Genomic DNA, 23,942 nt, shown 5'->3' with positions numbered 1-23,942 from the left:
TGGCGCCGTTCGCGTTTATCCCGCTTTCGCTTCGGTATCCTTGCCGGCGACAACACGCGGTCCGGAGTTGGCGTCGATGAAATCGAGCACCAGAGGCCGGATGTTGTTGCGCCAGCTCTTGCCTGCGAAAATTCCGTAATGCCCGGCACCGGGTTCGAGGTGATTGGCTTTCTTGCTGTCCGGCAGGCCGGTGCAAAGATCGAGGGCGGCGACGCATTGACCGGGGGCGGAGATGTCGTCCTCTTCCCCTTCGACGGTTTTCACGGCGACATCGGTGATCTTGCCGATGTCGACCTTTTTGCCCGCGACGGTGAACTCGTTTTTCGCGATCTCCAGCCCCTTGAAAATCCGCTCGACGGTCGAGAGGTAGAATTCGGCGGTCATGTCCATCACGGCGAGATATTCGTCGTAGAACTTGTTGTGGCGGTCATGTTCGCCCGCCTCGCCTTTGGCGACGCGCTGAATCTGATCGGTGAAGGCCTTGGAATGGTTGTCGAGGTTCATCGCGATGAAGGATGAAAGCTGCAACAGCCCCGGATAGACCTTGCGCCCGACGCCTTTGTATTTGTAGCCGACACGCTGGATCATCGAATGTTCGAGTTGCCCCATGGTGACGCGGTTGCCGAAATCGGTGACCTCCGTCGGTGTCGCATCCGGGTCGATCGGCCCGCCGATCAGGGTCAGCGAGCGCGGCTGGGCCTTCGGGTCTTCCTCGGCGAGATAGGCGGTGGCTGCGAGCGTCAGCGGCGCGGGCTGGCACACGGCGATCACATGGGTGTTGGGGCCGAGGTATTTCATGAACTCGACGAGGTAGAGCGTGTAATCCTCGATGTCGAACTTGCCTTCGGACACGGGAATGTCGCGGGCGTTGTGCCAGTCGGTGATATAGACTTCGCAATCGGGCAAAAGCGAAATGACGGTGGAACGCAGAAGCGTGGCGTAATGGCCCGACATCGGGGCGACGAGCAGCACCCGGCGCTTCATCTCGGCGCGTCCCTGCACCTTGAAATGGATCAGATCGCCGAAGGCTTTCGCCACTTCGACCTTCACCTCCACAAGGTGATCGCGCCCGTCTTCGCCCACGACCGATCCGATGCCCCAGTCGGGTTTTGCGACCATGCGTGAGAACGCCCGTTCGGTCACCTCGCCCCAGGCGCGCAGCCACTGGAAAGCGGGGTTGGGCATCATGGCCACAGCCGGGTAGGAACCGAGCGCCAGCGCCGAGGCTCCGAGCCACTGGTTCGTGTTCCGGATCGTTTCCATCATGTCGTAGGTGGCCATGTAGCGCATGTGCATCTCCTTTGGGCGTCTGATCCGACCGGTCTTTGGTCCGGTCCTGTCAGGTCTCGTGGGGACGCCCGGGCTGCGATCGGCCTTCCCACGGGCTCACTCTGTCGTTATCGTGATGAATATATTCTTACAGCAAACAGCAATGCTGCAAGTGCAAAATATTGGGAGGATGCGTGATGGCAAGGGATGGAGATGTCAAAACGCCCGAGGCAACGTCCGAAAATACACCGGATCTGGACAAGCTCAACGCCAATATCGCGAAGATAGAGGCGCTGTCGGCCCGTCTGGTTGCTGCGCTCGCACAGAAGAAACCGATTCCCCAATCGCTGCAGGGACCGGGCAAGGAACTTTTTCTCAAAGCCGCTGCCGCCTATATGGCGGAAATGATGAACAACCCGGCCCGGATCATCGAGCATCAGGTTGGCTACTGGGGCAAGACGCTGAAACATTATGTCGAGGCGCAGAGGCGGCTGGCGCAGGGCGATCTCACCCCGCCGCCGGACGAGACGCCGAAGGACCGCCGCTTTGCCAATCCGCTCTGGGAGAGCAACCCGTTCTTCAATTTCCTCAAGCAGCAATATCTGATGAACTCGGAGGCGTTGCAGACGGTGGTGAGCGATCTGGAATTGCTCGACGGTCAGGATCGCAAACGGGTGGATTATTTCACCAAGCAGTTGATCAACATGATGGCGCCGACGAATTTCCTCGCCACCAATCCGGAGGTGCTGCAACATGCGGTTGAGACGGATGGGGAAAGCCTTGTGAAGGGGCTGGAAAACCTCGTGCGCGATCTTGAGGATCATCATGGCGAGATGATCGTCAATCTCGCCAACAAGGACGCTTTCAAACTGGGCGAGAACATCGCCACGACCAAGGGGGCGGTGGTGTTCCGCAACCGGATGTTCGAGCTCATCCAATATGCGCCCACGACCGAGCAGGTGCACAAGATCCCGCTGTTGCTCTTCCCGCCTTGGATCAACAAATTCTACATTCTCGATCTGCGGGAGCAGAATTCTCTGATCAAATGGATCGTCGATCAGGGTTACACGGTGTTCGTCGTTTCCTGGGTCAATCCGAACGAAGGCTATGCCGATGTCGGCATGGACGAGTATGTCGAGGAGGGCTTCCTGACCGCTATTGAACAGGTCAAGGAGATCACGTCCGAACCGAAGATCAATGTCATTGGCTATTGCATCGCGGGCACGACGCTCTCCCTTACGCTTGCGCTGATGAAGCAACGCAAGGATACGTCGGTCAAATCCGCCACCTTTTTTACCACGCTCACCGATTTCTCCGATCAGGGGGAATTTGGCGTATTCCTCGACGACGATTTCGTCGACGGGATCGAAGCGGAGGCGAAGCGCACCGGTCTCATGAAGTCGCTCTACATGAACCGCACGTTCTCCTATCTGCGCTCGAACGACCTGATCTATCAGCCGGCGATCCGCAGCTACATGATGGGTGAAGCGCCGCCTGCGTTCGATCTTCTCTATTGGAATGGCGATGCGACCAATCTCCCGGGCAAAATGGCGGTGGAATATCTGCGCGGTCTGACCCAGCGCGACGAATTCGCCACCGTTGGCTTCCCGATTTGCGGCACCACCGTGCATCTTTCCGGGGTCACCGTGCCGCTCTGCGCCATCGGTTGTGAGACCGATCATATCGCGGCCTGGAAAAGTTCCTACAACGGCATCCGCCAGATGGGGTCGAAGAACAAGAGTTTCATCCTGTCCGAAAGCGGCCATATCGCCGGGATCGTCAACCCGCCATCGAAACAGAAATACGGCCATTACACCAATCCCGACATGACCCTGTCGGCAGAGGAGTGGAAGGCCGGGGCGGAGTTTCACAAGGGGTCGTGGTGGCCCACCTGGGAGGCCTGGCTCAAACCGAAGTCGGGCAAGATGGTTGTTGCGCGGGTTCCGGGCGATTCGGGGCGTGAAATTCTCGCGCCTGCGCCGGGCACCTATGTGAAAATGACGGCAACCCCCTGAGACGACGCAGTTTTAATGACTTTCTGCACTGCAGCATAAATCACTTGATTTTCTGCGGTGCAGCATGCATATTCTTTTTGCAAGCGCAGCAAAGGCAATGAGGCCGGAGCACGCATCACCAGCGAAAACCCGGAACGGGCCGCTTTCGCACCGCAAAGCCAGAAGGATATGTGACATGGCCAAGACCGACGATTTCACCAAGATGATGAAAGACATGATGGGCAACTTCCCGCTCGATATGTCCGCGATGCAGGAAAGCTTCAAAACTCAGGCGTCCTTCACCGAGAAACTCTCCAAAGTGGCCATCGAAGCCGCCGAGAAATCCACCGAGCTGTCCTCCAAATGGACCAAGGACATGCTGGCGAAAGTCTCCGACATGACTGCCGTGAAGGAAGAGCCCGCCGATTATACCAAGGCGCTGACCGAGTTCGCCTCAGTGCAGGCTGAAATGGCCGCCGAAAACATGGCCGCCTTCGCTGAGGTTGCCAAGAAGGTCCAGATGGAAACCATCGAGCTGGTTCTGGCTGCCGGCAAGGACATGGGCGAAGACATGACCGCCGCCGCCAAGAAGGCGACGGACGAAATGACCAAAGCCGCGAAAAAAGCGACGGCGAAGTAATTTACCTTTTACCTCTCCGCGTTTCTCCTCCTCCCTGGAAACGTGGATCGCGAACGGGCCCCCTGTGGGGCCCGTTTTCTTATCTGCGCACGATGCACTTTGATTGCGGTAACAGATCGGGCCTGATTTCTTTTGCTTTTGAAAAATCGCTCGCATAGGCTTGCTGTGAAGCGTTCTTCGTTGAACCTGAATCAGGTTTGGCGAAAAACGTTGCCGCAATGTTTTGATGTTGCAACATTTCTCAAAAAGTGAGTCCCTCTCTTTTTGCGAAATGTTTTATTGCCCATAAGGGAGGGGAGCCCAAATGGCCGACAAGAAAGATCCTTTGCTGATCAAACGCTATGCCTCGCGTCGTCTCTACAACACGGAGACCTCCGATTACGTCACGCTCGAAGACATCGCGGGCTTCATCCGCGAGGGTCGCGACGTGCAGATCGTGGACCTGAAATCGGGTGACGATCTGACCCGCCAATACCTGTTGCAGATCATTGCCGAGCACGAAAGCCGCGGTGAAAGCGTGTTGCCGCTGGGCGTGCTGACCGATCTGGTGCGCAGCTATACCACCGATATTCAGTCCATCGTGCCGCAATTCCTTGCCCAGAGCTTCGACATGCTGCGGCAGGGTCAGGAAAAGATGATGCAGAATTTCGGCACGCAAATCCCTGGTTTCGAGGCGCTTCAGGCTCAGCAGGAAGCCTTCATGAAAGCGATGACCGGCGGCATGGGGCAAAACTGGTCCGCACCCAAGGCGGAACCGTCCGAGCCGCAGGAAGATCTCGGCGAGATCAAGAAACAGTTGGCCGAGCTTCAGGAAAAGCTCTCCAAACTGTCGTGAGCGCTGTCTTTTGCGTTCGGATAAACCCCGCCCGCGCGGGGTTTTCTTTTTTCTGTCAGGTTGTCCGCGTATTTGATTGAGTATTTACAACAGCAAAGGAAACGGGGGATCGCATGAGCGACAAGGTCGGGCGTCTGACGCTTTGGGGGGTGGAGGTGTTCCTGGCCGTCTCCGAGGAAGGTTCGGTCTCTGCCGCGGCCAAGCGTCTTGGCGCGTCGCCCTCTGCCGTATCGCAACAGATTTCCAATTTGGAGACCGCGCTGGGAACGGAGCTGATCAATCGGCGGGAGCGGCCGATGAGCCTGACGCCTGCGGGGAGGGTGCTGCGGCGCCGGGCGCAGAGCATCCTGCTGGAGGCCGCCCGCGCCCGCTCCGAGATCGCCGGGCTCGACCTCAGCCACCTTGCACAATTGCGCCTCGGCATGGTGGAGGATTTCGAAGCCTCCGTGACACCCCTGCTGATCACCCGGATGGCGGACCGGCTGACCGAAACCCGGTTCGAGCTTGAAACCGGCCCGTCGCATCGTCTGCTCGACCGGCTGGAAAACCGTGCGCTCGATGTGATCGTGGCGGCGGAACTGGGCGACGGGGCGGAATGGTCGGAAAGCCATCCGCTGTTGCAGGACCCTTTCGTGGCCGTGGTGCCGAAGGGCCGGCATGACGCGGTGAAGGAGCTGCCGCTCATTCAATACACCCGCCGTCATGTCATGGGACGCACGCTGGCCGAACATCTGGCGGTGCAGGGCATGACACTGACGCATCGGTTCGAGCTTGACAGTTACCGGGCGATGATCGCCATGGTGGCGGGCGGGACGGGCTGGACCATCCTGTCCTCGCTGGGTGTGCTCAACGCCGGTCGCTATGCCGATGGGATCGAGGCCATTCCTCTGCCGGTTGCGCCGCTCTCGCGACATATTTCCCTGACGGTGCGCCGCGACGGCATGTCGGAAATGGCGCGGGAAGTGGCCGATCAGCTCGGTCCGCTATTGCAGGCGCAGGTTGTCAACCCGATGGTCGCCACCTACCCGTGGCTCGGTGGTTATCTCAAACGTCTGTAACGCAAAACGCCTCCCGCTGGGGAGGCGCTGAATTTGACGAGGGCAGGGGGGCTTATTCAGCCGCGACCCGCACGCCCTTGACCTCTTCGGCTGCGCCCAGAAGCGCGTCCGCGATGAAGTCGCAGTCCTCTTCGGTCAGACGCGCCGGGAGGCGGGTGTCGCAGGCTTTCGACAGCATCTCACGGGTTTTCGGCAGCTCCGGCGTCTCGCCGAGGAATTGCCAGTTCCAGAAGGCCCGCGCGTTGTCGGTTGAGAGGCCGAAGACCTGCACCGAGACACCGCGTACTTTCGCTGCGGATTGGAAGGCCAGAGCCTCTTCTCGCGAGAAATCCACGAGGTTGAATTGCAGGCTGTCGGGCGCGCGCACTTCCTTGTCGAGCTTGGCGGGAACGGTCAGATGCGGCGAGGTCTCAAGGCGTGCGGCGGTGTAATCGTGGTTGCGACGCCCGTCGGCGACCCGGCGCGGCACCTCTTTCAACTGTGGACGCACCAGCACGGCGGACATGTTCGACAACCGCGTGTTGTAGAGCGGTAGCTGGTTCTGCCACCTGGCAAATTCGGCGGAGAGGGCATTGTCGCGCTGCGGATTGTGCTTGGCCCAGTTGTGTTCGTAAGCGCCGGACATGATCACGGCGCGGGCCATGATCTCCGGATCGTCGGTGATCATGATACCGCCTTCGCCTGCGTTCAAAAGCTTGTAGGACTGGAAGGAGAAACAGCCGATCTTGCCGATGGTGCCGATGTTCTGGCCGTCCCAGACGGTGCCGAGCGAATGCGCCGCGTCTTCGATGAGCGGAATACCCTTGGCATCGCAGGCCGCCTTGATCGCATCCATGTCGGAGGTATGGCCGCGCATGTGGGAAATCATCACCGCATCGGCATCTTCAATCTTGGCGTGGAAATCGTTGAGGTCGATCCGGTAGTTGTCGTTGCACTCCACGAGCACCGGTTTGCAATCGGCATGCACGATGGAGGAGGGCACGGCGGCAAAGGTGAAGGCCGGGATCAGCACCTTGGCGTCGCGCGGCAGGTTCAGCGCCTTGAGCGACAGGAACAGGGCGGCGGAGCAGGAGGCCACGGCCAGCGCGTATTTCGCGCCCAGCATCTCGGCGAACTCACGCTCCAAAAGCGTCACGGGCGCATTGCCCGGCGCGGTATAGCGGAACAGATCGCCCGAGCTCAGAAGCTGCTCGACAATTGCGCGCGCTTCTTCGGGGATCGGTTCGGCGTCATAGACATTGGGCCCGAGACTCATGATTTCACCTTTTTGGAATTCTTCTTTCAGAATAACTGTAAGTATTGCGCGCTTAAAAATCTACTCCCACGCCGGGAGACCGGCGAAATTTCGCAAAAACGTCACAAAAACGCGTGCGAAAAAGGGGGCACCCGGCCCCCTTGAATACGGTTCTGTGTTCTGGTTCACACGTTGAGCAGCAGGTGCTCGCGCTCCCAAGGGGAGATGACCTGAAGATAGGCCTCGTTCTCGGCGCGTTTCACCGTGGTGTAGACACGCACGAAATCCTTGCCCAGTACATCCTGCATCTGCGTGGCGCCTTCGAGAAGGTCGAGCGCGGAACCGAGCGTTTCCGGGATGCCATCGGCGGAATCGTAGGCGTCGCCGACATATTCCGCCCGCGGCTCGCGCCGTTCGATGAGACCCAGATAGCCACAGGCCAGCGAGGCAGCAATCGACAGGTAGGGGTTTACATCCATCCCCGGCAGACGGTTTTCGATCCGCCGCGCTTCCGGCCCGGAGATTGGCACGCGCAGACCCGTGGTGCGGTTGTCGCGGCCCCATTCGAGGTTGATGGGCGCGGCAAAGTCACGAACGTAACGGCGGTAGCTGTTCACATAGGGCGCATGGATCGCAATCGTGGAGGCGAGGTGGTTTTGCAGCCCAGCGATGAAATGCAGGAAGGCTTCGGATTCCGAGCCGTCCGGATTGGAAAAGATGTTCTCGCCCGTGTTGATGTCCACAACCGAATGGTGAATGTGCATCGCCGAACCCGGCTCGTCCTGAATGGGTTTCGCCATGAAGGTCGCGAAACAATCGTGGCGCAGCGCCGCCTCCCGGATCAGCCGTTTGAAATAGAACATCTCATCGGCGAGCTTCACTGGATCGCCGTGCCGCAGGTTCATCTCGATCTGACCGGCACCGCCCTCTTGCAGGATGCCGTCGATCTCCAGGCCCTGCGCTTCGGCAAAGTCGTAAATGTCGTCAATGATCGGCCCGTATTCGTCCACGGCGGACATCGAATAGGCCTGCCGCTGCGCCGCGCGCCGCCCGGTGCGGCCAATCGGCGGTTCGACCGGTTGGTTCGGATCGGTGTTGCGCGCCACGAGAAAGAATTCCATCTCGGGGGCGACAATCGGGTCCCATCCCTGTGCGTGATAGAGTTGCACCACGCGTTTAAGCACGTTGCGCGGCGCGACCGGGACCATTTCGCCCTTCTGGTCCAGCACATCGTGGATCACCTGAAGCGTGCAGTCCGCGGTCCAGGGCGCGGCGGTCGCGGTTTCGAAATCCGGCACAAGCACCATGTCCGGTTCGGTGAAGGGCGCGTCCGCATCGTCCACCCAATCGCCGTTGATCGACTGCAAGAAGATCGAATTCGGCAGGTAGAAATGCTTTTGCTTTTCGAATTTTGCGGCGGGCATGGCCTTGCCTCGCGCAATGCCGGAAAGGTCCGCGACGATGCATTCCACCTCGTCGAGCTTGCGCCCTTCCATGAAGTCGAGTGCGGCCTGCGGCAGTTTGTCGAGAAATTCCATGGTCAAAGCGCCTCCCGGCCGCGTTGCAAAAAATCCACCATGAGATCGGCAAAACGCTTGTCGTCGGTGGGTTTGCTATTCTCTTCCTGCGCCCGCATCATCAGTTCCATCGGATAGGCGGGGTTGCCCATGCGCGAGGAAATGTAATCGGCGATGATCGGATTGCTGAGTTCGGGATGCGGCTGAATGGTCAGGATGCTGTCGCCGTAGACCAGCGCCGCGTTCTCGCAGAAATCGTTGCCACCCAAGACTTCGGCCCCTTCGGGCAACTCCACGATCTGATCCTGATGCCAGGCGTTGAGATGGATCGGCCCCAGAGGTGCGATGTCATAGGCATGACGCCCGACGGCCCAGCCGCCCTTGAATTTCTCGACTGTGCCGCCCAGAGCGGTGGCGATGATCTGATGTCCGAAACAGATGCCCAGCATCCGACGCCCGGAGGCATGGACATCACGGATCAGTCCTTCGAGCGGTTCGATGAACGGGTGATTCTCATAGGCGCCGTGTTTCGAGCCGGTCAGGAGCCACGCGTCGGCATCCTCCGGGCCTTTCGGGAAATCCATATGCTCTACATCCCAGGCTTCATAGGAGAACTCCGGACGGTCGAAGAGCCGTTTGAACATCAGTGGAAAATCCCCGTGTATTTGCGCGACGGGGTCGGGCGCGTGTCCGCATTGCAGAATGCCGAGTTTCATAAGTCACCAAGTGCTTTGGAATGATCCGACGCTAGCGCTTCGCCGCTAGCCCGACAAGAGGGCAGGCGGCAAAGCGCAGAAATTTGATCAAAAATATCCAAACACGCTCAAACCGTGTCCAGATAAAGCTCCACTTGCTCTTCGGGCGTCAGTTCCATCCAGTCGCGAAGCTCCTGCCGCTTGGTGAGCGTCAGGTTCTGGATCAGTTCGGCAGGGAAGATGCGCCGCATCATCTCCGAGGTCTCGAAAGTGGCAATCGCCGTGCCCCAGTCGCCCGGCATTTCCGGCAGCGCCTGCGCATAGGCATTGCCGGTGATCGGGGGCGGGGCTTTCATCTTGTCCTCCATGCCGATGAGCGCTGCGCCGAGTATGGCCGCGATCATCAGGTGCGGGTTCACATCGCCCCCGGACACACGGTGTTCGATCCGCCGCGCCTTGTGCGAACCGCCGGGGACGCGCACCGCAGCCGTGCGGTTGTCATAGCCCCAACAGATCCGCGTCGGCGCATGTGCCCCCGGCACCAGACGGTCGTAGGAATTGCCATGCGGCGCAAAAAGGATGGTCGAATCCGGGATCGCGGCGAGGCATCCGGCAATCGCATGGCGCATCATGTCGGTGCCCGCACTAGAGCCATCGTCAAAGATGTTGTCGCCATCCTCGTTGAGCATCGAGAAATGCGTATGCATGCCGTTGCCGGCATATTCGTCATAGGGTTTCGCCATGAAAGAGGCTGCGAACCCGTGTTTGCGCGCCAGTCCCTTGACCATGAGCTTGAAAAGCCACGCGTCATCGGCGGCTTTCAGGGCATCGGGCGAGTAGACCAGATTGATTTCGAACTGCCCAAGACCCGCCTCGGAAATCGCGGTATCCGCCGGGATATCCATCGCCTCGCAGGCTTCGTAGAGATCGGTAAAGAAGCGGTCGAAGGAGTCGAGCGCACGCAGGGCCAGTGTCTCTGCCCCCGGACGGCGTTTGCCGGAACGCGGCGAACGCGGCACGCGGAGCTGCCGCGAACTGTCATCGACGAGGTAGAATTCCAGTTCGGTCGCCACCACGGGGGTCAGCCCCTTGGCCTTGTAGCGCTCCAGCACACGCGCCAGAACCTGACGCGGGTCGCCGTCGAAAGGCCGCCCGTCCTCGTGGAACATCCACATTTGCAAAAGCGCCGTCGGCCCTTCGAGCCAGGGCATCGGAATAAATCCGCGCTCGGTGGGCAAAAGCACCCCGTCCTTGTCGCCGCTGTCGAAAACGAGCGGGCTGTTCTCGATGTCTTCGCCCCAGATGTCGAGGTTTAGGACAGACAGGGGAAAACGTGTGCCCTCGGTCTCCACCTTGTCGGCATAGCGCGCGGACATGCGCTTGCCGCGTGCCTGACCGTTCAGGTCAGCGGCTGCGATGCGGATGGTTTTGACGTCGGGGTTCTGGGCAAGCCAGCTGTGGGGGGAAGTCATGAGACACCATTAACGAAAGATTTGCGCCATCATCCGGGGCCGTCTCTGACGGGGTTGCGGAAGGTGACGGTTCAACCGCTTTCCGATCAGGCCGAAGACGGTGATGATGCAGAGCGTCACCAGAACGAAATAGCCCGCGAGGATCGGGTAGGGGATGAACGGGTTGAAGGTCTTGTCGGCAAAATAGGAGGCGTAATAAAGCGCGTCGCCCTTTTGCTGCAAGGCCGGGAAACCGGAGAGGAACACCAGAGTGGTGGAGTGAAAGATAAAGATCGCCTCGTTCGTATAGGCGGGCCACGCCAGCCGCAGCATGGTCGGCCAGACGATCCGGCGAAAGCGTTTGAAACCCGTGAAGCCATAGGCGTCGGCAGCCTCCAGATCGCCTTTCGGGATCGCCATGAGCGCGCCGTAAAAGATTTCGGCGGAATAGGCCGTGGTGTTGAACCACAGCACGATCGCCGCACCCAGCCAGGCGTTGGTGAGATCGCTCAGTATCGGCACGGATTGCTTGATCGTCAGGAAGAGGAAATAAGCGAAGAAGAACTGGATGAACAGCGGCGAGCCGCGGAAGACGAAGATGAACCACTCGGCCGGTTTGCGGATCGCGCGGTTGGACGAGGTTTTCGCCACGGCCAGCGCCTGTGAGGTAAAGAAACCGAGCGCGATGGCCAGAAGCCCGAAATAGATGTTCCAGAGCATACCCGACCCGATCAGAGTCACCTGATCGCAGATCGTGATGTCGCTAACCGGCAGGCGGCGTTCGCCAAAACCCAGAGAGCGAAAGGCGTAGTTTGCGAGGGTCTCCGAACAGGTCATCCTTGTGCCCCCGCTTTGCGCATCGCTTCGCCGGCGGCGGTGGCCTGCCCTTGGGAAAGCTTGCGGGTGATCCGGTTCAGCACGATTTCGGAAAGCTTCGTGAAGGCGAGGTAAAAGACCAGAAGCCCGAAGAAATAATAGATACGCCAGTCCCCATGCGGATAATCGGTGAAGCGCGCGGTCTTGGTGTTGCCGAGCTCGCGTGCCCAGTAGACCACATCTTCGACCCCCAGAAGAAAGAGCAAGGGCGTGGCCTTGATCAGCACCATCCAGAGGTTCGACAGGCCGGGAATGGCATAGGTCCACATCTGCGGCACCATGATGCGCCAGAAGGTCTGGCGCCTGGTCATGCCATAGGCTTCGGCGGTTTCGATCTGGCCGTGTGGCACGGCCTTGAAGGCCCCGGCGAGCACATTGCCCGCAAAGGCCCCGAAGACGATGGCAAAGGTCAGCACCGCCAATGCGAAACCGTAAATCTGGTGCACGATCTCAGGTGCGGAGTTATGTGGCAGCTTGGCCGCCTGACAGACGATGAAGTCATTGCCCTGACGGATCGGCTGATCCCAATTCGGGCAGAGCACCTGATGGCGCATCCATTCAAAGCCCTGATCGAGCGCAATGACGAAAAACAGGAAGAACGCGATGTCCGGTACGCCGCGCACGATGGCCATGTAGATGTTCGACAGCCATTTCAGCGGGAAGAAATGCGACCGCGATCCGCTGGCGGCGGCAAAACCGAAGGCAAGCGCCAGCGGTGCCGTTACGGCCAGAAGCAAGAGCACCGTCCCGAAGGAGGTGTAGAAAGCCATATGCTTTCCGGTCGTCAGATAACAGCTCAGCCAATGCAGGCGGTCGAGCGTGTCAGGATCGGCGCAATAGGAAAAGATGGGACACCTGTTCGGTAGAGGCGGGGCGCGAACGCCCCACCGGGATGCAGTGGAATGCGGATTACTCGAAGATCGGGCTGTCTTCGAGCCATTCCTTGATCAGCGCGTTGAGCGATCCGTCGTCTTTCATCGACTGGATCGCCGCATCGAATTTGCCACGCAGTTCCGGATCGGATTTGCGGAAGGCCATGCCGATGCCGCCACCGAGCGGCACGTCGTCGCCGACGAACATAAGCGTGCCTTCGCCAACGACCGGCACCAGCGTGTCCTTGTCGGCCATGACCGCGTCGGCCTCACCGGAGGTCACGGCAGCCACGCTGTCCTCGAAATTCGGGAACTCAAGCAGGGTCGCACCGGTTTCGACCACATGGGCGGCCTGAATGGTGCCGGCCTGTGCGGCAACCACGCCACCTTCGAGATCGGCTTCCTCGGAAAGGGCGGCATAAGCGGAGGCTGACGGCGGGGTGTAGTTCTGCGAGAAGTCCACCTTCTCCATGCGCTCGTCGGTGATCGACATACCGGCGATGATCGCATCGTAGTTGCCGGAGAGCAGGTTCGGGATGATGCTGTCCCAGTCGTTCGTCACCCATTCGCAGGTCAGTTCGGCGCGTTTGCAAAGCTCGTCGCCCAGCACCCGCTCGAAACCGGCCACTTCGCCGTTGTCGTCGATGTAGTTGTACGGAGGGTAGGCGCCCTCCGTGCCGAGACGCACGGTGTCGGCCGAGGCGGCACCGGCCAGAAGGGCCAGGGCGGCGGCGGAAAGAAGGATCTTCTTCATGTGGTACTCCCCAAAAGTCAGCGCTCTATGTGGTTAGGCCGGAACAGTCGCGCTCAGGAACTGTTTCAGGCGTTCGGATTTCGGGGTGCCGAACAGGTCGGAGGGCGTCCCCTCCTCCTCGATCAGCCCCTGGTGCAGGAAAATGACATGGTCCGAAATGTCGGAGGCCATGCGCATGTCATGGGTCACGATGATCATCGTTCGGCCCTCTTCGGCGAGTGCCTTGATCACCTTGATCACCTCTTGTTCAAGTTCCGGGTCGAGCGCGGAGGTCGGCTCATCGAACAAAAGCGCGCGCGGTTCCATGCAGAGCGCACGGGCAATCGCCGCCCTTTGTTGCTGGCCGCCCGACATCTGTGCCGGGTAGACATCGCATTTGTCGCCGATCCCCACCTTGTCGAGATACATTCGGGCTTTCTCTTCGACTTCGGCACGGGCACGTCCCAGCACCGTAATCGGCGCTTCCATGACGTTTTCGAGCACCGTCATATGCGCCCAGAGATTGAACTGCTGAAACACCATCGACAGGTTGGTGCGAATGCGCATCACTTGTTTCGGGTCAGACGGACGCCGGTGCAGCCCTTCACCCTTCCAGGTGATCGGCTCGCCCTCGAACAGAATCTCGCCCCGCTGGCTGTCTTCCAGAAGGTTGGCGCAGCGCAACAGCGTGGATTTACCGGAGCCGGAAGACCCAATGAGCGAGGTCACATGGCCGCGCGGTGCGGTCATGGACACGCCTTTCAGAACCTCAAGATCGCCATAGGCCTTGTGCAGGTCATGGATCTCGATGACGGGCGTCGCGGGATTTGAGTCATTGGTCAACATTGCCAAGAGTTAGGGCTAAACTTTCAGCAGATGCAACAATGAACGGCGTTGTGCCGTGAGGTTCTGCCCGCGTTTTGATCAAATTCTCCGGTCGCGCACAGCCCTTGGGCGAAAATACCGTTCTTTGTCCCGTTAAAGGGCAGTGTGGCATATAAAACGGGCAATGGGTGAGATCATCGGAATGTTCCGGCAGGGCGGCGATTCCCAGACGGAGGGTTCGGCGCTACCGTTGCGCTTCGACTCGCTGACGGGCCAGTGCGCTGTCGCGGTCGTTGATACCCAGAAGGTTCGACACCAGCCGCAAAAGCGCATCCTCGCCCTCGTCGCGCATCCCGTCGGCCAGAACCACGGACCACAACCCCTCGATCACGCCGATGCGTTCTTCGAAAGGCACGGCCTCCTTGATGGCGCGGGTGAACCGCACGGTGTCCGGCGCCTCAGCCTCAAGCTGTTCGGCCTCACCACGCAGTTTCGTGGCCTCGAAAGGGGAGAGCTGATAGCGCTGCATCAGCAGTTTCACGATCCGGTCCGCCTCTTCCGGGTCATAGCGCCCATCGGCACGCGCGACCCGCACCAGCAGCGCGGCGAGGGCAAGACGGGCATCCGCATCGGGAAGCCGGACAGGCTGCGGTTGCAGCAGGGTTTTGAGAAAATCACCGAACATGAAATGGATATAGGGCAGGGCGCGGCCTTGGGAAAGCCTCCCTGTGCATCACGTTTATGCGTGCGCTTAGTATATTGTTCGCTTTCCCCACTTTAAGGTTAATCGCCTAAGATTAACACAGGGGGAGAGGTTTGTGGGGGGATTTTACGGCCCCCATCCCTCAATATTTCTTCGGCACATACAATTCCGGCGGCAGCACGGCGCGTTCGTAATCCTTGTTGTAGACGCGCTCCGGCAGGTGGATCTCGTCATGCGGGATTTCGTAATAATCGAACATCGACAGCAAATGGTCGATGCAGTTGAGCCGCGCGCGTTTCTTGTCGTTGCCCTCGACGATATACCAAGGCGCCTCGGGGATATTGGTGCGGAAGAACGTGTCTTCCTTTGCCTTGGTGTAATCCTCCCAGCGGATGCGCGATTGCAGGTCCATCGGCGAGAGTTTCCATTGTTTCATCGGGTCGTGAATGCGCATCAGAAAGCGCATCTGTTGTTCCTCGTCGGTGATCGAGAACCAGTATTTCACCACCTTGATGCCCGAGCGCACAAGCATGCGTTCGAATTCGGGAACGTCCTGAAAGAATTGCTCGACCTGATCCTCATCAGCAAAGCCCATGACCCGCTCGACGCCGGAACGATTGTACCATGAGCGGTCGAACAACACGACCTCGCCCGCTGCTGGCAGATGCGGCACGTAGCGTTGGAAATACCATTGGCTCTTTTCCCGGTCCGAGGGGGCCGGAAGCGCCACGACGCGCACCACCCGCGGATTGAGCCGCTGGGTGATCCGCTTGATCACGCCGCCCTTGCCCGCCGAGTCGCGCCCCTCGAACAGCACCACGACCTTCTGACCGGTTGCCTGCACCCAGTCGTGAAACTTGATCAGCTCCGCCTGAAGCCGCAACAACTCGCGGAAATAGACCGAACGGGGGAGCATGTCGGGATGCTCCTTCTGGTAGATCTTCTTGATCTCCCGCGACAGGATCGAATCCTCGAGCTCAATCTCCCATTCCTCGTCTAGCGTGTCTGCGAGTTCCGCTTCCAGCCAGTCTTGGGCATCCTTGTCAAAGCTCATGATACGCTCCGTCTCCCGTCTCTTAAAATCCACCATCGGCGGCGCAAAATCTTCGCCGCCTTTAATCACTCATATATGACGGTTTCTTAATGGAAAAGGATCGGCAGCAAGGACGCGACCAAAAGTGCCGCCATTGTCCAGTTAAACGCCATCAAACGGCGTGGATTGGTCAGAAAACGGCGGATTTCCTGACCGAGCCAGGTCCAGAGCGAAATCGCCGGCAGGTTCATCAGCACAAAGCCAAGTGCCACAAGCGCCGCTGCTGCCCAGGTGGCGTCCTGCGCGTAATTGGTCTGCGCTCCGATCGCCATGATCCAGGCCTTCGGATTGACCCATTGAAAGGCCGCTGCTTGTAGAAAGGTGAGAGGTTTGCCCCCGGTCTGTCCCGCTTCGGGGGCGCTCGCATGCGCGATCTTCCACGCCAGCCACAGCATGTAGAGCACCGCGACGACCATCATCCCCTGACGCAGCACCGGGAACGTATCGAATGCCTCTGCCAGCCCCAAACCGACGATGAACACCATGAGCGTGAAGCCAAGCGCGATGCCGAACATATGCGGCAGGCTGCGGCGGATGCCGAAATTCGCCCCCGAGGCCAGAAGCATCAGGTTGTTCGGCCCCGGCGTGACCGAGGTGACGAAGGCAAAGGCCAGAAGGGCGAGAAAGAGTGTCATGTCCATGACGGTGAGGTTAGGCTTTTTTCCTTGCAATCGCTGTGCAAATATCGCGTTGGAATGGTTATTTTTGCACGAAATCACGATCATGGATCAGATCGACGAAAACATATTGCGTGAACTGTCGCGCGACGGGCGGTTGAGCAATCTCGATTTGGCCGACCGCATAGGCCTCTCGCCCTCCGCCACCTCGCGTCGAGTGAGCGAGTTGGAGCGTTCGGGGGTCATTCGCGGCTACCGAGCCGTCATCGACCGCGATCAGGTCGGGCAGGGGTTTCTGGCCTATATCGCTGTCGGTCTTTCGGAACATAACAAGGTTTCGCAGAAGGGCTTTGAGCAGGCGATGGAAGCGGCCTTCGAGGTCAAGGAATGTCACAACATCGCGGGCGCGTTCGAATATCTCCTGCGCGTCGAGGCGGCGGATATGAACGCCTACAAGCGTTTTCACACGGAGGTGCTTGGCACAGTTCCGAACGTCGCCTCGATCACCTCCTATATCGTGATGGAAAGCCCCAAGGATTTGCGGGGCTGAGCCTGAGTATTTATGGCTGCAATGAAAGGGAGAGGCGGGAAAACAGGTGCGGTGCGATCAGGGCCATGTTAGGCCGGGGCATCAACAGAGCAGGCAGCCCATGTACCGACCGAACAACTCCGCCATCGACGATCCCGCCACGCTGCGCCATGTCGTGGCGGAGATCGGCTTTGCCGCCCTCGTGACACCGCATGAGGTGGGGATCGAGATCACCCATGTGCCGGTCGTGGTGCATGAAGAGGGCGGCCAGACCGTGATCGAGACCCATCTGGCGCGCGCCAATCCGCATTGGAAACTGGCGGGCGCGCGCTCCGTTTTGATTTTTCAGGGACCGCAGGCCTATGTTTCGCCGTCGTTTTACCCGTCGAAACAGGAGCACGGCAAAGTCGTGCCGACCTGGGCCTATATCGTGGTCCATGCCCATGGGACGTTCGAGGCATTCAACGACGCGGAAGGGCTGGGTGCGCATCTCGACGCGTTGACCGACCGGCATGAGGTGAGCCGCGCCGAACCGTGGTCTGTCTCCGACGCGCCTGTGCCCTATATCGCCGCGTTGAAACGCGGCATCGTCGGGCTGCGGTTCACGGTGGAGCGTCTGGAAGGCAAATGGAAGGTGAACCAGCACAAGAGTTTGGAAGACCGGCAGGGCACCTATGCGGGGCTGATGACCTCGGGCGAGCAGGGCGTCGATCTGGCGCAGGCCTTGGCGAGTTTCCCTGAGGACTAAAAAAGACGCCCCGAAGGACGCCTTTTCAATCCATGCCGAGCGAGGCTTTTACCCCTCGATCTCCATGATCATATCGACCCGCGTGCCGTGGCGGCCGCCTTCGAACTCGGCCGACAGGAACGCCTCGACGATGTCGAACGCAAGCCCTTCGCCGACGGCGCGTGCGCCCATGGAGAGCATGTTGGCGTCGTTGTGCTGGCGGATCATCTTCGCGGAATAAGCCTCGGAGCAAACGCCGCAGCGGATGCCTTTGACCTTGTTCGCAGCCATCATGATGCCCTGACCCGTGCCGCAGAGAACGATGCCGAAGCGGCAATCCCCGGAAGCCACCAGTTGTGCCGCCGCCTCACCGTGTTTCGGGTAATGCGTGCTCTCAGCCGTGGTCGGGCCGATGTCGACCGGTTCCCAGCCGAGGCTTGCAACATGGGCGGCAATCGCCTGACGCAGCTCGATGGCGGCGTGATCAGAGGAGAGCGCGATGCGTTTGTTGTCACTCATGAGGATCGGTCCTTACACCAGACGGGAGTTTTCTTTTGCGGCCCGGATGAAATCGCGGAACAGGGGCGCGGGGGCGAAGGGTTTCGATTTCAGCTCCGGGTGGTATTGCACGCCGATGTACCACGGGTGATCCTTAGCCTCGACGATCTCCGGCAGACGCCCGTCCGGCGACATGCCGGAGAACACCAGACCGCAGTTTTCAAGCTGTTCACGGTACTTGATGTCCACTTCATAACGGTGGCGGTGGCGTTCCTCGATCTCGGTCGCGCTATAGATTTTCGCCACTTTCGAGCCCTCTTTGAGCACCGCAGTATAAGCGCCAAGGCGCATGGTGCCGCCCTTGTCGTCATCGGCTTTGCGCTGCACGGTATGGTTGCCCTGCACCCATTCCTTGAGGTGATACACCACCGGCTCGAAACGCTTTTTCCCGGCTTCGTGGTCGAATTCCTCCGATCCTGCGCTTTCGATTCCGGCCAGATGGCGCGCGGCTTCGATGACCGCCATCTGCATACCGAGACAAATCCCGAGGTAAGGCACTTTGCGCTCACGCGCGAATTGCGCCGCCTTGATCTTGCCTTCCGTGCCGCGCTCACCAAAGCCGCCGGGCACGAGAATGGCGTCGAACCCTTCGAGATAGGGCGCGGGGTCTTCATGCTCGAAAATCTCCGCATCGACCCATTCCACCTTGACCTTCACCCGGTTGGCCATGCCGCCATGGGTGAGGGCTTCGCTCACGGATTTATAAGCGTCTTCGAGCTGAACGTATTTGCCGACGATCGCGACCTTGACCTCGCCTTCCGGATTGAAAATCCGGTCCGCCACGTCATGCCAGACGGACAGATCGGGCTTTGGGGCAGGGGCGATGTTGAACGCGTCCAACACGGCCTGATCGAGACCTTCGCGGTGGTACGCAAGCGGCGCCTCGTAGATCGACTTGAGATCGGGTGCTGCAATCACATCCTCTTTGCGAACGTTACAGAACAGCGCGATCTTCTCGCGTTCCTTCTGCGGGATCGGATGTTCGGAACGGCAGACCAGCACGTTCGGCTGCAATCCGATGGTGCGCAACTCTTTCACTGAGTGCTGGGTCGGCTTGGTCTTCAACTCTCCGGAGGCCGCGATATAGGGTAAAAGCGTCAGGTGCATGAAAATACACTGGCCACGCGGGCGGTCCTGCGCGAACTGGCGAATGGCTTCGAAGAAGGGCAGACCCTCAATGTCGCCCACCGTGCCGCCGATCTCGCAGAGCATGAAATCGACCTCATCGTCGCCGATCTCGATGAAATCCTTGATCTCGTTGGTGACGTGCGGAATGACCTGAATGGTCTTGCCGAGGTAATCGCCACGCCGTTCTTTTTCGAGCACATTGGTGTAAATCCGACCCGAGGACACGGAATCGGTCTGACGCGCCGCGACACCGGTGAAGCGTTCGTAGTGGCCGAGGTCCAGATCGGTTTCCGCCCCGTCATCGGTCACGAAAACCTCGCCATGCTCAAACGGGCTCATCGTCCCGGGGTCCACGTTCAGGTAGGGGTCGAGTTTGCGCAAACGCACCGAATAGCCGCGCGCCTGCAACAAAGCGCCGAGGGCGGCCGATGCGAGACCTTTCCCAAGCGAAGAAACAACACCGCCGGTGATGAAAACATAGCGTGCCATGGGCTGGAGAAGCTCCCGTGATAGTCCGAATTCTTGTTCTTACGTCGTTCCAATGACCGATTTATCCGATCTTATCGACCGGTTGGCCCCTGCTCAAAACAACGTGGTTCACGGGATTTAAGAAATAACAGATTCGGCCATCCCGCGCAACCAAACCTCAACATGTTGAGGGGATTTCCCCCTCAACTCTCAAAGTCTTGTTAACCTTTGGAAAGATCAGTCGGCGCGCGGCGGGGCCACGGGCGCGTCCGTTGACGACGGCGGAAGAAGATCGCTGCCCGAGGGCAGGGCCGGGGCCGTTTCCTCGGCGGGCACGGTCTCTTCGGTTGTGACCCCGTCCATCACGGAGGTGGAGGCCGCATCCTTGCGCGCCAGAACCGTCAGCGTGACCGAGGTGATGATGAACCCGATGGCGAAAAGCCACGTCAGCTTGCTCAGAGCGGTCGCCGCCGCCCGGCCCGTCATGACGTCGCCGCCACCGCCCATGCCAAGACCGCCACCCTCGGAACGCTGCAAGAGCACAATGCCGATGAGGCAGAGCGCGAGGATCAGGTGGATGACGAGAATGACATTTTCCATGGATCAGGCCTTTGGGATCGTACGATGGGGCTACTTAAGGGGTCTCATGCCGTCGCGCAACCCCGATCTGGCGCGATATGGCCCGATCTTACCGGAACGGCGGGGCCAAAGCGCGCCGGGGCTTGCGTTTCGCCCGTTCCCCGGCATTTTGTCAGCATGAGCGAAACATTTTTCATCCGTCCTGCCACCCGTGACGATGCCCTGCCGATTGCCAAGGTGCAGGTCTCGCTTTGGCGTGCCACCTATCGCGGCATCGTCCCCGACGCCCTGATCGACCGTATGACCGTGTCGGATCGCGAAAAGGGCTGGGGGAAAATCCTCGACACTTATGCCGCTTCCGGGCGCGGAGCCGTGTTCGTGGCCGAACAGAGCGGTGCGGTCGTGGGATTTCTCTCTTGTGGCGATCAGCGCGACGCCGATCTCGCCAAAGCCTTCCCCGGCGAGTTTTCAGCGCTTTATGTCAGCGCTTCGCGTCAAGGCATCGGTTCTGCCCTCATGGCCGCCAGTGCGCAGGGGCTTCTATCCATGGGACATGAGGCCGCAGCCCTTTGGGTGCTGACGGAGAATGCGCCCGCGCGGGCCTTTTACGAGGCTTTGGGCGGTACACAGGTTGCCGAGCGGATCGACACTCGTCCCGAGGGCGGGCTGAGTGAGGTGGCCTATGGCTGGAGCGCGCTTTCGGCTTTGGCGGCGCGGGCATAACCCGCCTCGATCTCCAGAAGCCTTTGCTTGCGCCAAAGCCCGCCGCCATAGCCGGTCAAGGCCCCGTCCGCGCCGATCACCCGGTGGCAGGGAATGAGGATGCCGATTTGATTGGCTCCGTTGGCTTGTGCCACCGCCCGCGTGGCGCTGGGGCGTCCGATTTCGCGGGCCAGTGTGCCATAACTTCGGGTCTCACCCGCCGGGATGGCACAGAGCGCGTCCCAGACCTGTCCGTAAAAACCGCTGCCGTGATAGGCAAGCGGTACGGTGAACCGGGCACGCTTGCCGTCGAAATACTCGGTCAGTTCCTGTGCCGTCTGATCGTGGACCTGTGTGCGTCCAAAGCCCAACCGTCCTTTCGCCCCCGCCGCGAGTTTCTTCAACTCGGTCGGGAGCGCCTTGCGATCCATGAATTCCAAGAGGTGCAGGCGATGCGTATCGGCGACCGCGATCATCGGTCCCAAAGGCGTGTCGATCCAGTCGATGCTCAGAAGCGGATCGAGGCTCAGCGTGCTGGGGGCCATGCCCAAAAGCGCGCCCACTCGTGCCCGAAACGCCGAGGGCGACGAGAACCCGGCCTCAAGCCCCGCCTCCAACACCGTGCCGCCCTCGCTCAACACCTCGAATCCGCGCCTCAGCCGCTCCAGACGCGCCAGTTCGAGAAAACTCATCCCGAAATGCCGCTTGAAGGCACGGCGTACCGTGCCCCGGTCGTACCCCATGGCGGTGACATCGGCTTCGCACCAGCGATGGTCCGGTCTTTCGTTCAGCGCGGCGAGCAATTCCTCGATCACCGGTTCCGCATCCGTCGCGGCCTTCAAAGGCTGACAGCGTTTGCAGGGCCGGAACCCCGCCTCAAGACAGGCTCCGAGATTGTCGAACCAAAGACAGTTCTCTTGTTTCGGTTTGCGGGCCGGGCAGGTGAAGCGGCAGAATACGCCGGTGGAACTCACACCGACCCAAGCGCGGCCCTCGTAAGACGGATCACGGGCGAGGAGCGCGGCATAAAGCGTGTCGGCATCGGGAAGATCAAAGAGTGTCATGGGGGAGACAATAGCGGGAATGTCCAAGCTTGTCCGCCGGGAAAGCGGCATTGATTTTGGGGCCGGTCCATCAGATGCGTTGCGAAAAGATTTGCGCCGAAAATCGCGTGCCTGAGCACGGGGCGAGATTTCGGTTTCATCGTCGGGTGCAGATCGCTATACAGCCACGGGTTTCATCCGATCATAAGGACTCACTATGGCTAACGTCGTCGTTGTCGGCGCCCAATGGGGTGACGAGGGAAAAGGCAAGATCGTGGACTGGCTTTCGGAGCGTGCGGATATCATCGCGCGGTTTCAGGGCGGTCATAACGCGGGCCACACGCTCGTCATCAACAACCAGGTTTACAAGCTGAACGCGCTGCCTTCGGGCGTGGTGCGGGGCGGTAAGCTGTCGGTGATCGGCAACGGGGTCGTGCTCGACCCGTGGCACCTCGTCAACGAGATCGCCAAAATCCGCGAGCAGGGCGTCGATATTTCACCGGAAACGCTGATGATCGCGGAGAACACGCCGCTGATCCTGCCGATCCACGGCGAACTGGACCGCGCCCGCGAAGAGGCCGCTTCCAAGGGCACCAAGATCGGCACCACCGGTCGCGGCATCGGCCCGGCTTATGAGGACAAGGTGGGGCGTCGCTCCATCCGTGTCGCCGATCTCGCCGATGAAGCCACGCTCGAAGCCCGCGTCGATCGCGCCCTTCAGCACCACGATCCGCTCCGTAAAGGGCTTGGCATCGAACCCGTCGATCGCGAGCGTTTGCTCAATGATCTCAAGGCGATCGCCAAAGACATCCTGCCCTATGCCGGTCCGGTCTGGAAGGTGCTCAACGAGCAGCGCAAAGCCGGTAAGCGCATCCTGTTCGAAGGGGCGCAAGGCGCGCTTCTCGACATCGACTTCGGCACCTATCCCTTCGTGACCTCCTCGAACGTGATCGCGGGTCAGGCGGCCACCGGCGTCGGCATCGGCCCGACCTCCATCGACTATGTACTGGGCATCGTCAAAGCCTACACCACCCGTGTGGGCGAGGGGCCGTTCCCGACCGAATTGCTCGATGAGGACGGCAACCGTCTTGGCACCCGTGGCCATGAATTCGGCACCGTGACGGGGCGCAAGCGTCGCTGCGGCTGGTTCGACGCCGCGCTTGTGCGTCAGACCTGTGCCACCTCCGGCGTGACCGGCATCGCGTTTACCAAGCTCGACGTGCTCGACGGATTCGATACGCTGAAAATTTGCGTGGGCTACGAGCTCGATGGCGAAGTGCTCGATTACCTGCCGTTTGCCGCCGAAGATCAGGCGCGTTGCACCCCGGTCTATGAGGAAATGCCCGGTTGGTCCGAGTCGACCGAAGGCGCGCGGAGCTGGAACGACCTTCCGGCCAATGCTGTGAAATACGTCAAACGCGTTGAAGAGCTGATCGACTGCCCGGTGGCGCTTTTGTCCACCTCGCCGGAGCGCGACGACACCATCCTCGTCACCGACCCGTTCGCGGATTGATCCATGGCGCTGTCCTACAAAGCACGTCGGCGTCTGGCGCTTCTCGTTCTGGTGCTCGGCCTTCCGGTTTACATCGTGATGGCCGTGACGATCATGAACTGGATCGACCGGCCTGGGCTTTGGGTGGAACTGGCGGTTTATGTGGGGCTCGGCGTGCTTTGGGCTTTTCCGCTTAAGGTGGTGTTCAAAGGCATTGGCCAGCCCGACCCGGATGCCTCCGAGGACAGTGACACATAACAAAAGGCCGCCTCTCGGGGCGGCCTTTTTCATGGTCTCTCAAGCG

25 protein-coding genes are annotated in these 23,942 nt (G+C 60.1%); 9 read left to right on the top strand and 16 right to left on the bottom strand.

The genetic code is table 11. The annotated features are described in order from the left end of the window. Positions 1-15: 15 nt before the first annotated feature. A complete protein-coding gene (gene phaZ / locus C8N42_RS09990) occupies positions 16-1,290 on the bottom strand; it encodes a polyhydroxyalkanoate depolymerase (protein WP_107816420.1) in 1,275 nt (424 codons plus the stop codon). Positions 1,291-1,466: 176 nt separating this feature from the next. On the opposite strand from phaZ, the gene phaC reads away from it, so the two are divergent. The 4 genes from phaC (at position 1,467) to C8N42_RS09970 (ending at position 5,796) form a co-directional block, all read left to right on the top strand. Further along, positions 1,467-3,284 carry a class I poly(R)-hydroxyalkanoic acid synthase gene (gene phaC / locus C8N42_RS09985; RefSeq protein ID WP_107816419.1) on the top strand — a complete coding sequence of 606 codons (1,818 nt, stop codon included), beginning with the start codon at positions 1,467-1,469 and terminating at the stop codon, positions 3,282-3,284. A gap of 175 nt (positions 3,285-3,459) precedes the next feature. Beyond that, the gene (locus C8N42_RS09980; RefSeq protein WP_107816418.1) at positions 3,460-3,903 is read left to right on the top strand and encodes a Phasin; all 444 of its coding nucleotides are present in this window, start codon (positions 3,460-3,462) and stop codon (positions 3,901-3,903) included. Between the two features lie 304 nt (positions 3,904-4,207). Continuing rightward, positions 4,208-4,738 (top strand): polyhydroxyalkanoate synthesis repressor PhaR, encoded by a 531-nt coding sequence (gene phaR / locus C8N42_RS09975; protein WP_107816417.1) that lies wholly within the window; start codon positions 4,208-4,210, stop codon positions 4,736-4,738. Between the two features lie 113 nt (positions 4,739-4,851). After that, entirely contained in the window at positions 4,852-5,796 is a 945-nt protein-coding gene (locus C8N42_RS09970) for a LysR family transcriptional regulator (protein WP_107816416.1), read from the top strand. Positions 5,797-5,848: 52 nt separating this feature from the next. Here C8N42_RS09970 and C8N42_RS09965 read toward each other — a convergent pair whose 3' ends face one another. From C8N42_RS09965 to C8N42_RS09915, 11 genes are all read right to left on the bottom strand, one after another. Next, complete coding sequence (locus C8N42_RS09965) at positions 5,849-7,051, bottom strand: DegT/DnrJ/EryC1/StrS family aminotransferase (RefSeq protein ID WP_107816415.1); 1,203 nt, start codon at positions 7,049-7,051, stop codon at positions 5,849-5,851. 164 nt (positions 7,052-7,215) lie between these two features. After that, positions 7,216-8,568 (bottom strand): glutamine synthetase family protein, encoded by a 1,353-nt coding sequence (locus C8N42_RS09960; RefSeq protein ID WP_107816414.1) that lies wholly within the window; start codon positions 8,566-8,568, stop codon positions 7,216-7,218. Between the two features lie 2 nt (positions 8,569-8,570). Then, positions 8,571-9,191, bottom strand: a complete 621-nt coding sequence (locus C8N42_RS09955; RefSeq protein WP_425430522.1) for a type 1 glutamine amidotransferase — start codon at positions 9,189-9,191, stop codon at positions 8,571-8,573. A 179-nt stretch (positions 9,192-9,370) separates the two neighbouring features. After that, entirely contained in the window at positions 9,371-10,714 is a 1,344-nt protein-coding gene (locus C8N42_RS09950; RefSeq protein ID WP_107816412.1) for a glutamine synthetase family protein, read from the bottom strand. 9 nt (positions 10,715-10,723) lie between these two features. Continuing rightward, positions 10,724-11,530, bottom strand: a complete 807-nt coding sequence (locus C8N42_RS09945; protein ID WP_107816411.1) for an ABC transporter permease — start codon at positions 11,528-11,530, stop codon at positions 10,724-10,726. Then, positions 11,527-12,417, bottom strand: coding sequence for an ABC transporter permease (locus tag C8N42_RS09940; protein ID WP_107816410.1), 891 nt, complete (start codon positions 12,415-12,417; stop codon positions 11,527-11,529). Before C8N42_RS09940 ends, C8N42_RS09945 begins: the two co-directional genes overlap by 4 nt. Positions 12,418-12,478: 61 nt before the next feature. Continuing rightward, positions 12,479-13,195 carry a transporter substrate-binding domain-containing protein gene (locus C8N42_RS09935; RefSeq protein WP_107816409.1) on the bottom strand — a complete coding sequence of 239 codons (717 nt, stop codon included), beginning with the start codon at positions 13,193-13,195 and terminating at the stop codon, positions 12,479-12,481. A gap of 33 nt (positions 13,196-13,228) precedes the next feature. Next, positions 13,229-14,020 carry an ABC transporter ATP-binding protein gene (locus C8N42_RS09930; protein WP_107816408.1) on the bottom strand — a complete coding sequence of 264 codons (792 nt, stop codon included), beginning with the start codon at positions 14,018-14,020 and terminating at the stop codon, positions 13,229-13,231. Between the two features lie 223 nt (positions 14,021-14,243). Beyond that, entirely contained in the window at positions 14,244-14,684 is a 441-nt protein-coding gene (locus C8N42_RS09925; RefSeq protein WP_107816407.1) for a tellurite resistance TerB family protein, read from the bottom strand. A gap of 160 nt (positions 14,685-14,844) precedes the next feature. Further along, positions 14,845-15,756, bottom strand: coding sequence for a polyphosphate kinase 2 (gene ppk2, locus C8N42_RS09920; RefSeq protein ID WP_107816512.1), 912 nt, complete (start codon positions 15,754-15,756; stop codon positions 14,845-14,847). Positions 15,757-15,842: 86 nt separating this feature from the next. Further along, on the bottom strand, positions 15,843-16,436 hold the full coding sequence (locus C8N42_RS09915; protein ID WP_107816406.1) for a LysE family translocator: 594 nt from the start codon (positions 16,434-16,436) through the stop codon (positions 15,843-15,845). A gap of 82 nt (positions 16,437-16,518) precedes the next feature. On the opposite strand from C8N42_RS09915, the gene C8N42_RS09910 reads away from it, so the two are divergent. Beyond that, on the top strand, positions 16,519-16,962 hold the full coding sequence (locus C8N42_RS09910) for an Lrp/AsnC family transcriptional regulator (RefSeq protein ID WP_211309173.1): 444 nt from the start codon (positions 16,519-16,521) through the stop codon (positions 16,960-16,962). Positions 16,963-17,062: 100 nt separating this feature from the next. Further along, positions 17,063-17,689, top strand: a complete 627-nt coding sequence (locus tag C8N42_RS09905) for an FMN-binding negative transcriptional regulator (RefSeq protein WP_107816405.1) — start codon at positions 17,063-17,065, stop codon at positions 17,687-17,689. Positions 17,690-17,737: 48 nt separating this feature from the next. Here the strand turns inward: C8N42_RS09905 and rpiB are convergent, their stop codons facing one another. The 3 genes from rpiB to secG form a co-directional block, all read right to left on the bottom strand. Continuing rightward, positions 17,738-18,187 (bottom strand): ribose 5-phosphate isomerase B, encoded by a 450-nt coding sequence (rpiB, locus tag C8N42_RS09900; RefSeq protein WP_107816404.1) that lies wholly within the window; start codon positions 18,185-18,187, stop codon positions 17,738-17,740. A 12-nt stretch (positions 18,188-18,199) separates the two neighbouring features. Then, positions 18,200-19,843, bottom strand: a complete 1,644-nt coding sequence (locus tag C8N42_RS09895; protein WP_107816403.1) for a CTP synthase — start codon at positions 19,841-19,843, stop codon at positions 18,200-18,202. 216 nt (positions 19,844-20,059) lie between these two features. Further along, complete coding sequence (gene secG / locus C8N42_RS09890) at positions 20,060-20,422, bottom strand: preprotein translocase subunit SecG (protein ID WP_107816402.1); 363 nt, start codon at positions 20,420-20,422, stop codon at positions 20,060-20,062. 156 nt (positions 20,423-20,578) lie between these two features. Here secG and C8N42_RS09885 point away from each other — a divergent pair, with 156 nt between their 5' ends. Then, the gene (locus tag C8N42_RS09885; RefSeq protein ID WP_107816401.1) at positions 20,579-21,124 is read left to right on the top strand and encodes a GNAT family N-acetyltransferase; all 546 of its coding nucleotides are present in this window, start codon (positions 20,579-20,581) and stop codon (positions 21,122-21,124) included. On the opposite strand, the gene C8N42_RS09880 is transcribed toward C8N42_RS09885, so the two are convergent. Next, complete coding sequence (locus C8N42_RS09880; protein WP_107816400.1) at positions 21,082-22,167, bottom strand: bifunctional transcriptional activator/DNA repair enzyme AdaA; 1,086 nt, start codon at positions 22,165-22,167, stop codon at positions 21,082-21,084. The two genes, C8N42_RS09885 and C8N42_RS09880, sit on opposite strands and share 43 nt — an antisense overlap. A 196-nt stretch (positions 22,168-22,363) precedes the next feature. Between C8N42_RS09880 and C8N42_RS09875 the strand changes: the two genes are divergently transcribed. Next, the gene (locus tag C8N42_RS09875) at positions 22,364-23,659 is read left to right on the top strand and encodes an adenylosuccinate synthase (RefSeq protein WP_107816399.1); all 1,296 of its coding nucleotides are present in this window, start codon (positions 22,364-22,366) and stop codon (positions 23,657-23,659) included. Positions 23,660-23,662: 3 nt separating this feature from the next. Further along, positions 23,663-23,896: a DUF2842 domain-containing protein gene (locus C8N42_RS09870; protein ID WP_107816398.1), complete on the top strand. Its 234-nt coding sequence runs from the start codon at positions 23,663-23,665 to the stop codon at positions 23,894-23,896. The last annotated feature ends 46 nt before the right edge of the window (positions 23,897-23,942 follow it).

The organism is Celeribacter persicus, assembly GCF_003050785.1.
Taxonomy (GTDB): domain Bacteria; phylum Pseudomonadota; class Alphaproteobacteria; order Rhodobacterales; family Rhodobacteraceae; genus Celeribacter; species Celeribacter persicus.
This window is presented reverse-complemented; position numbering and strand designations above follow the sequence as displayed.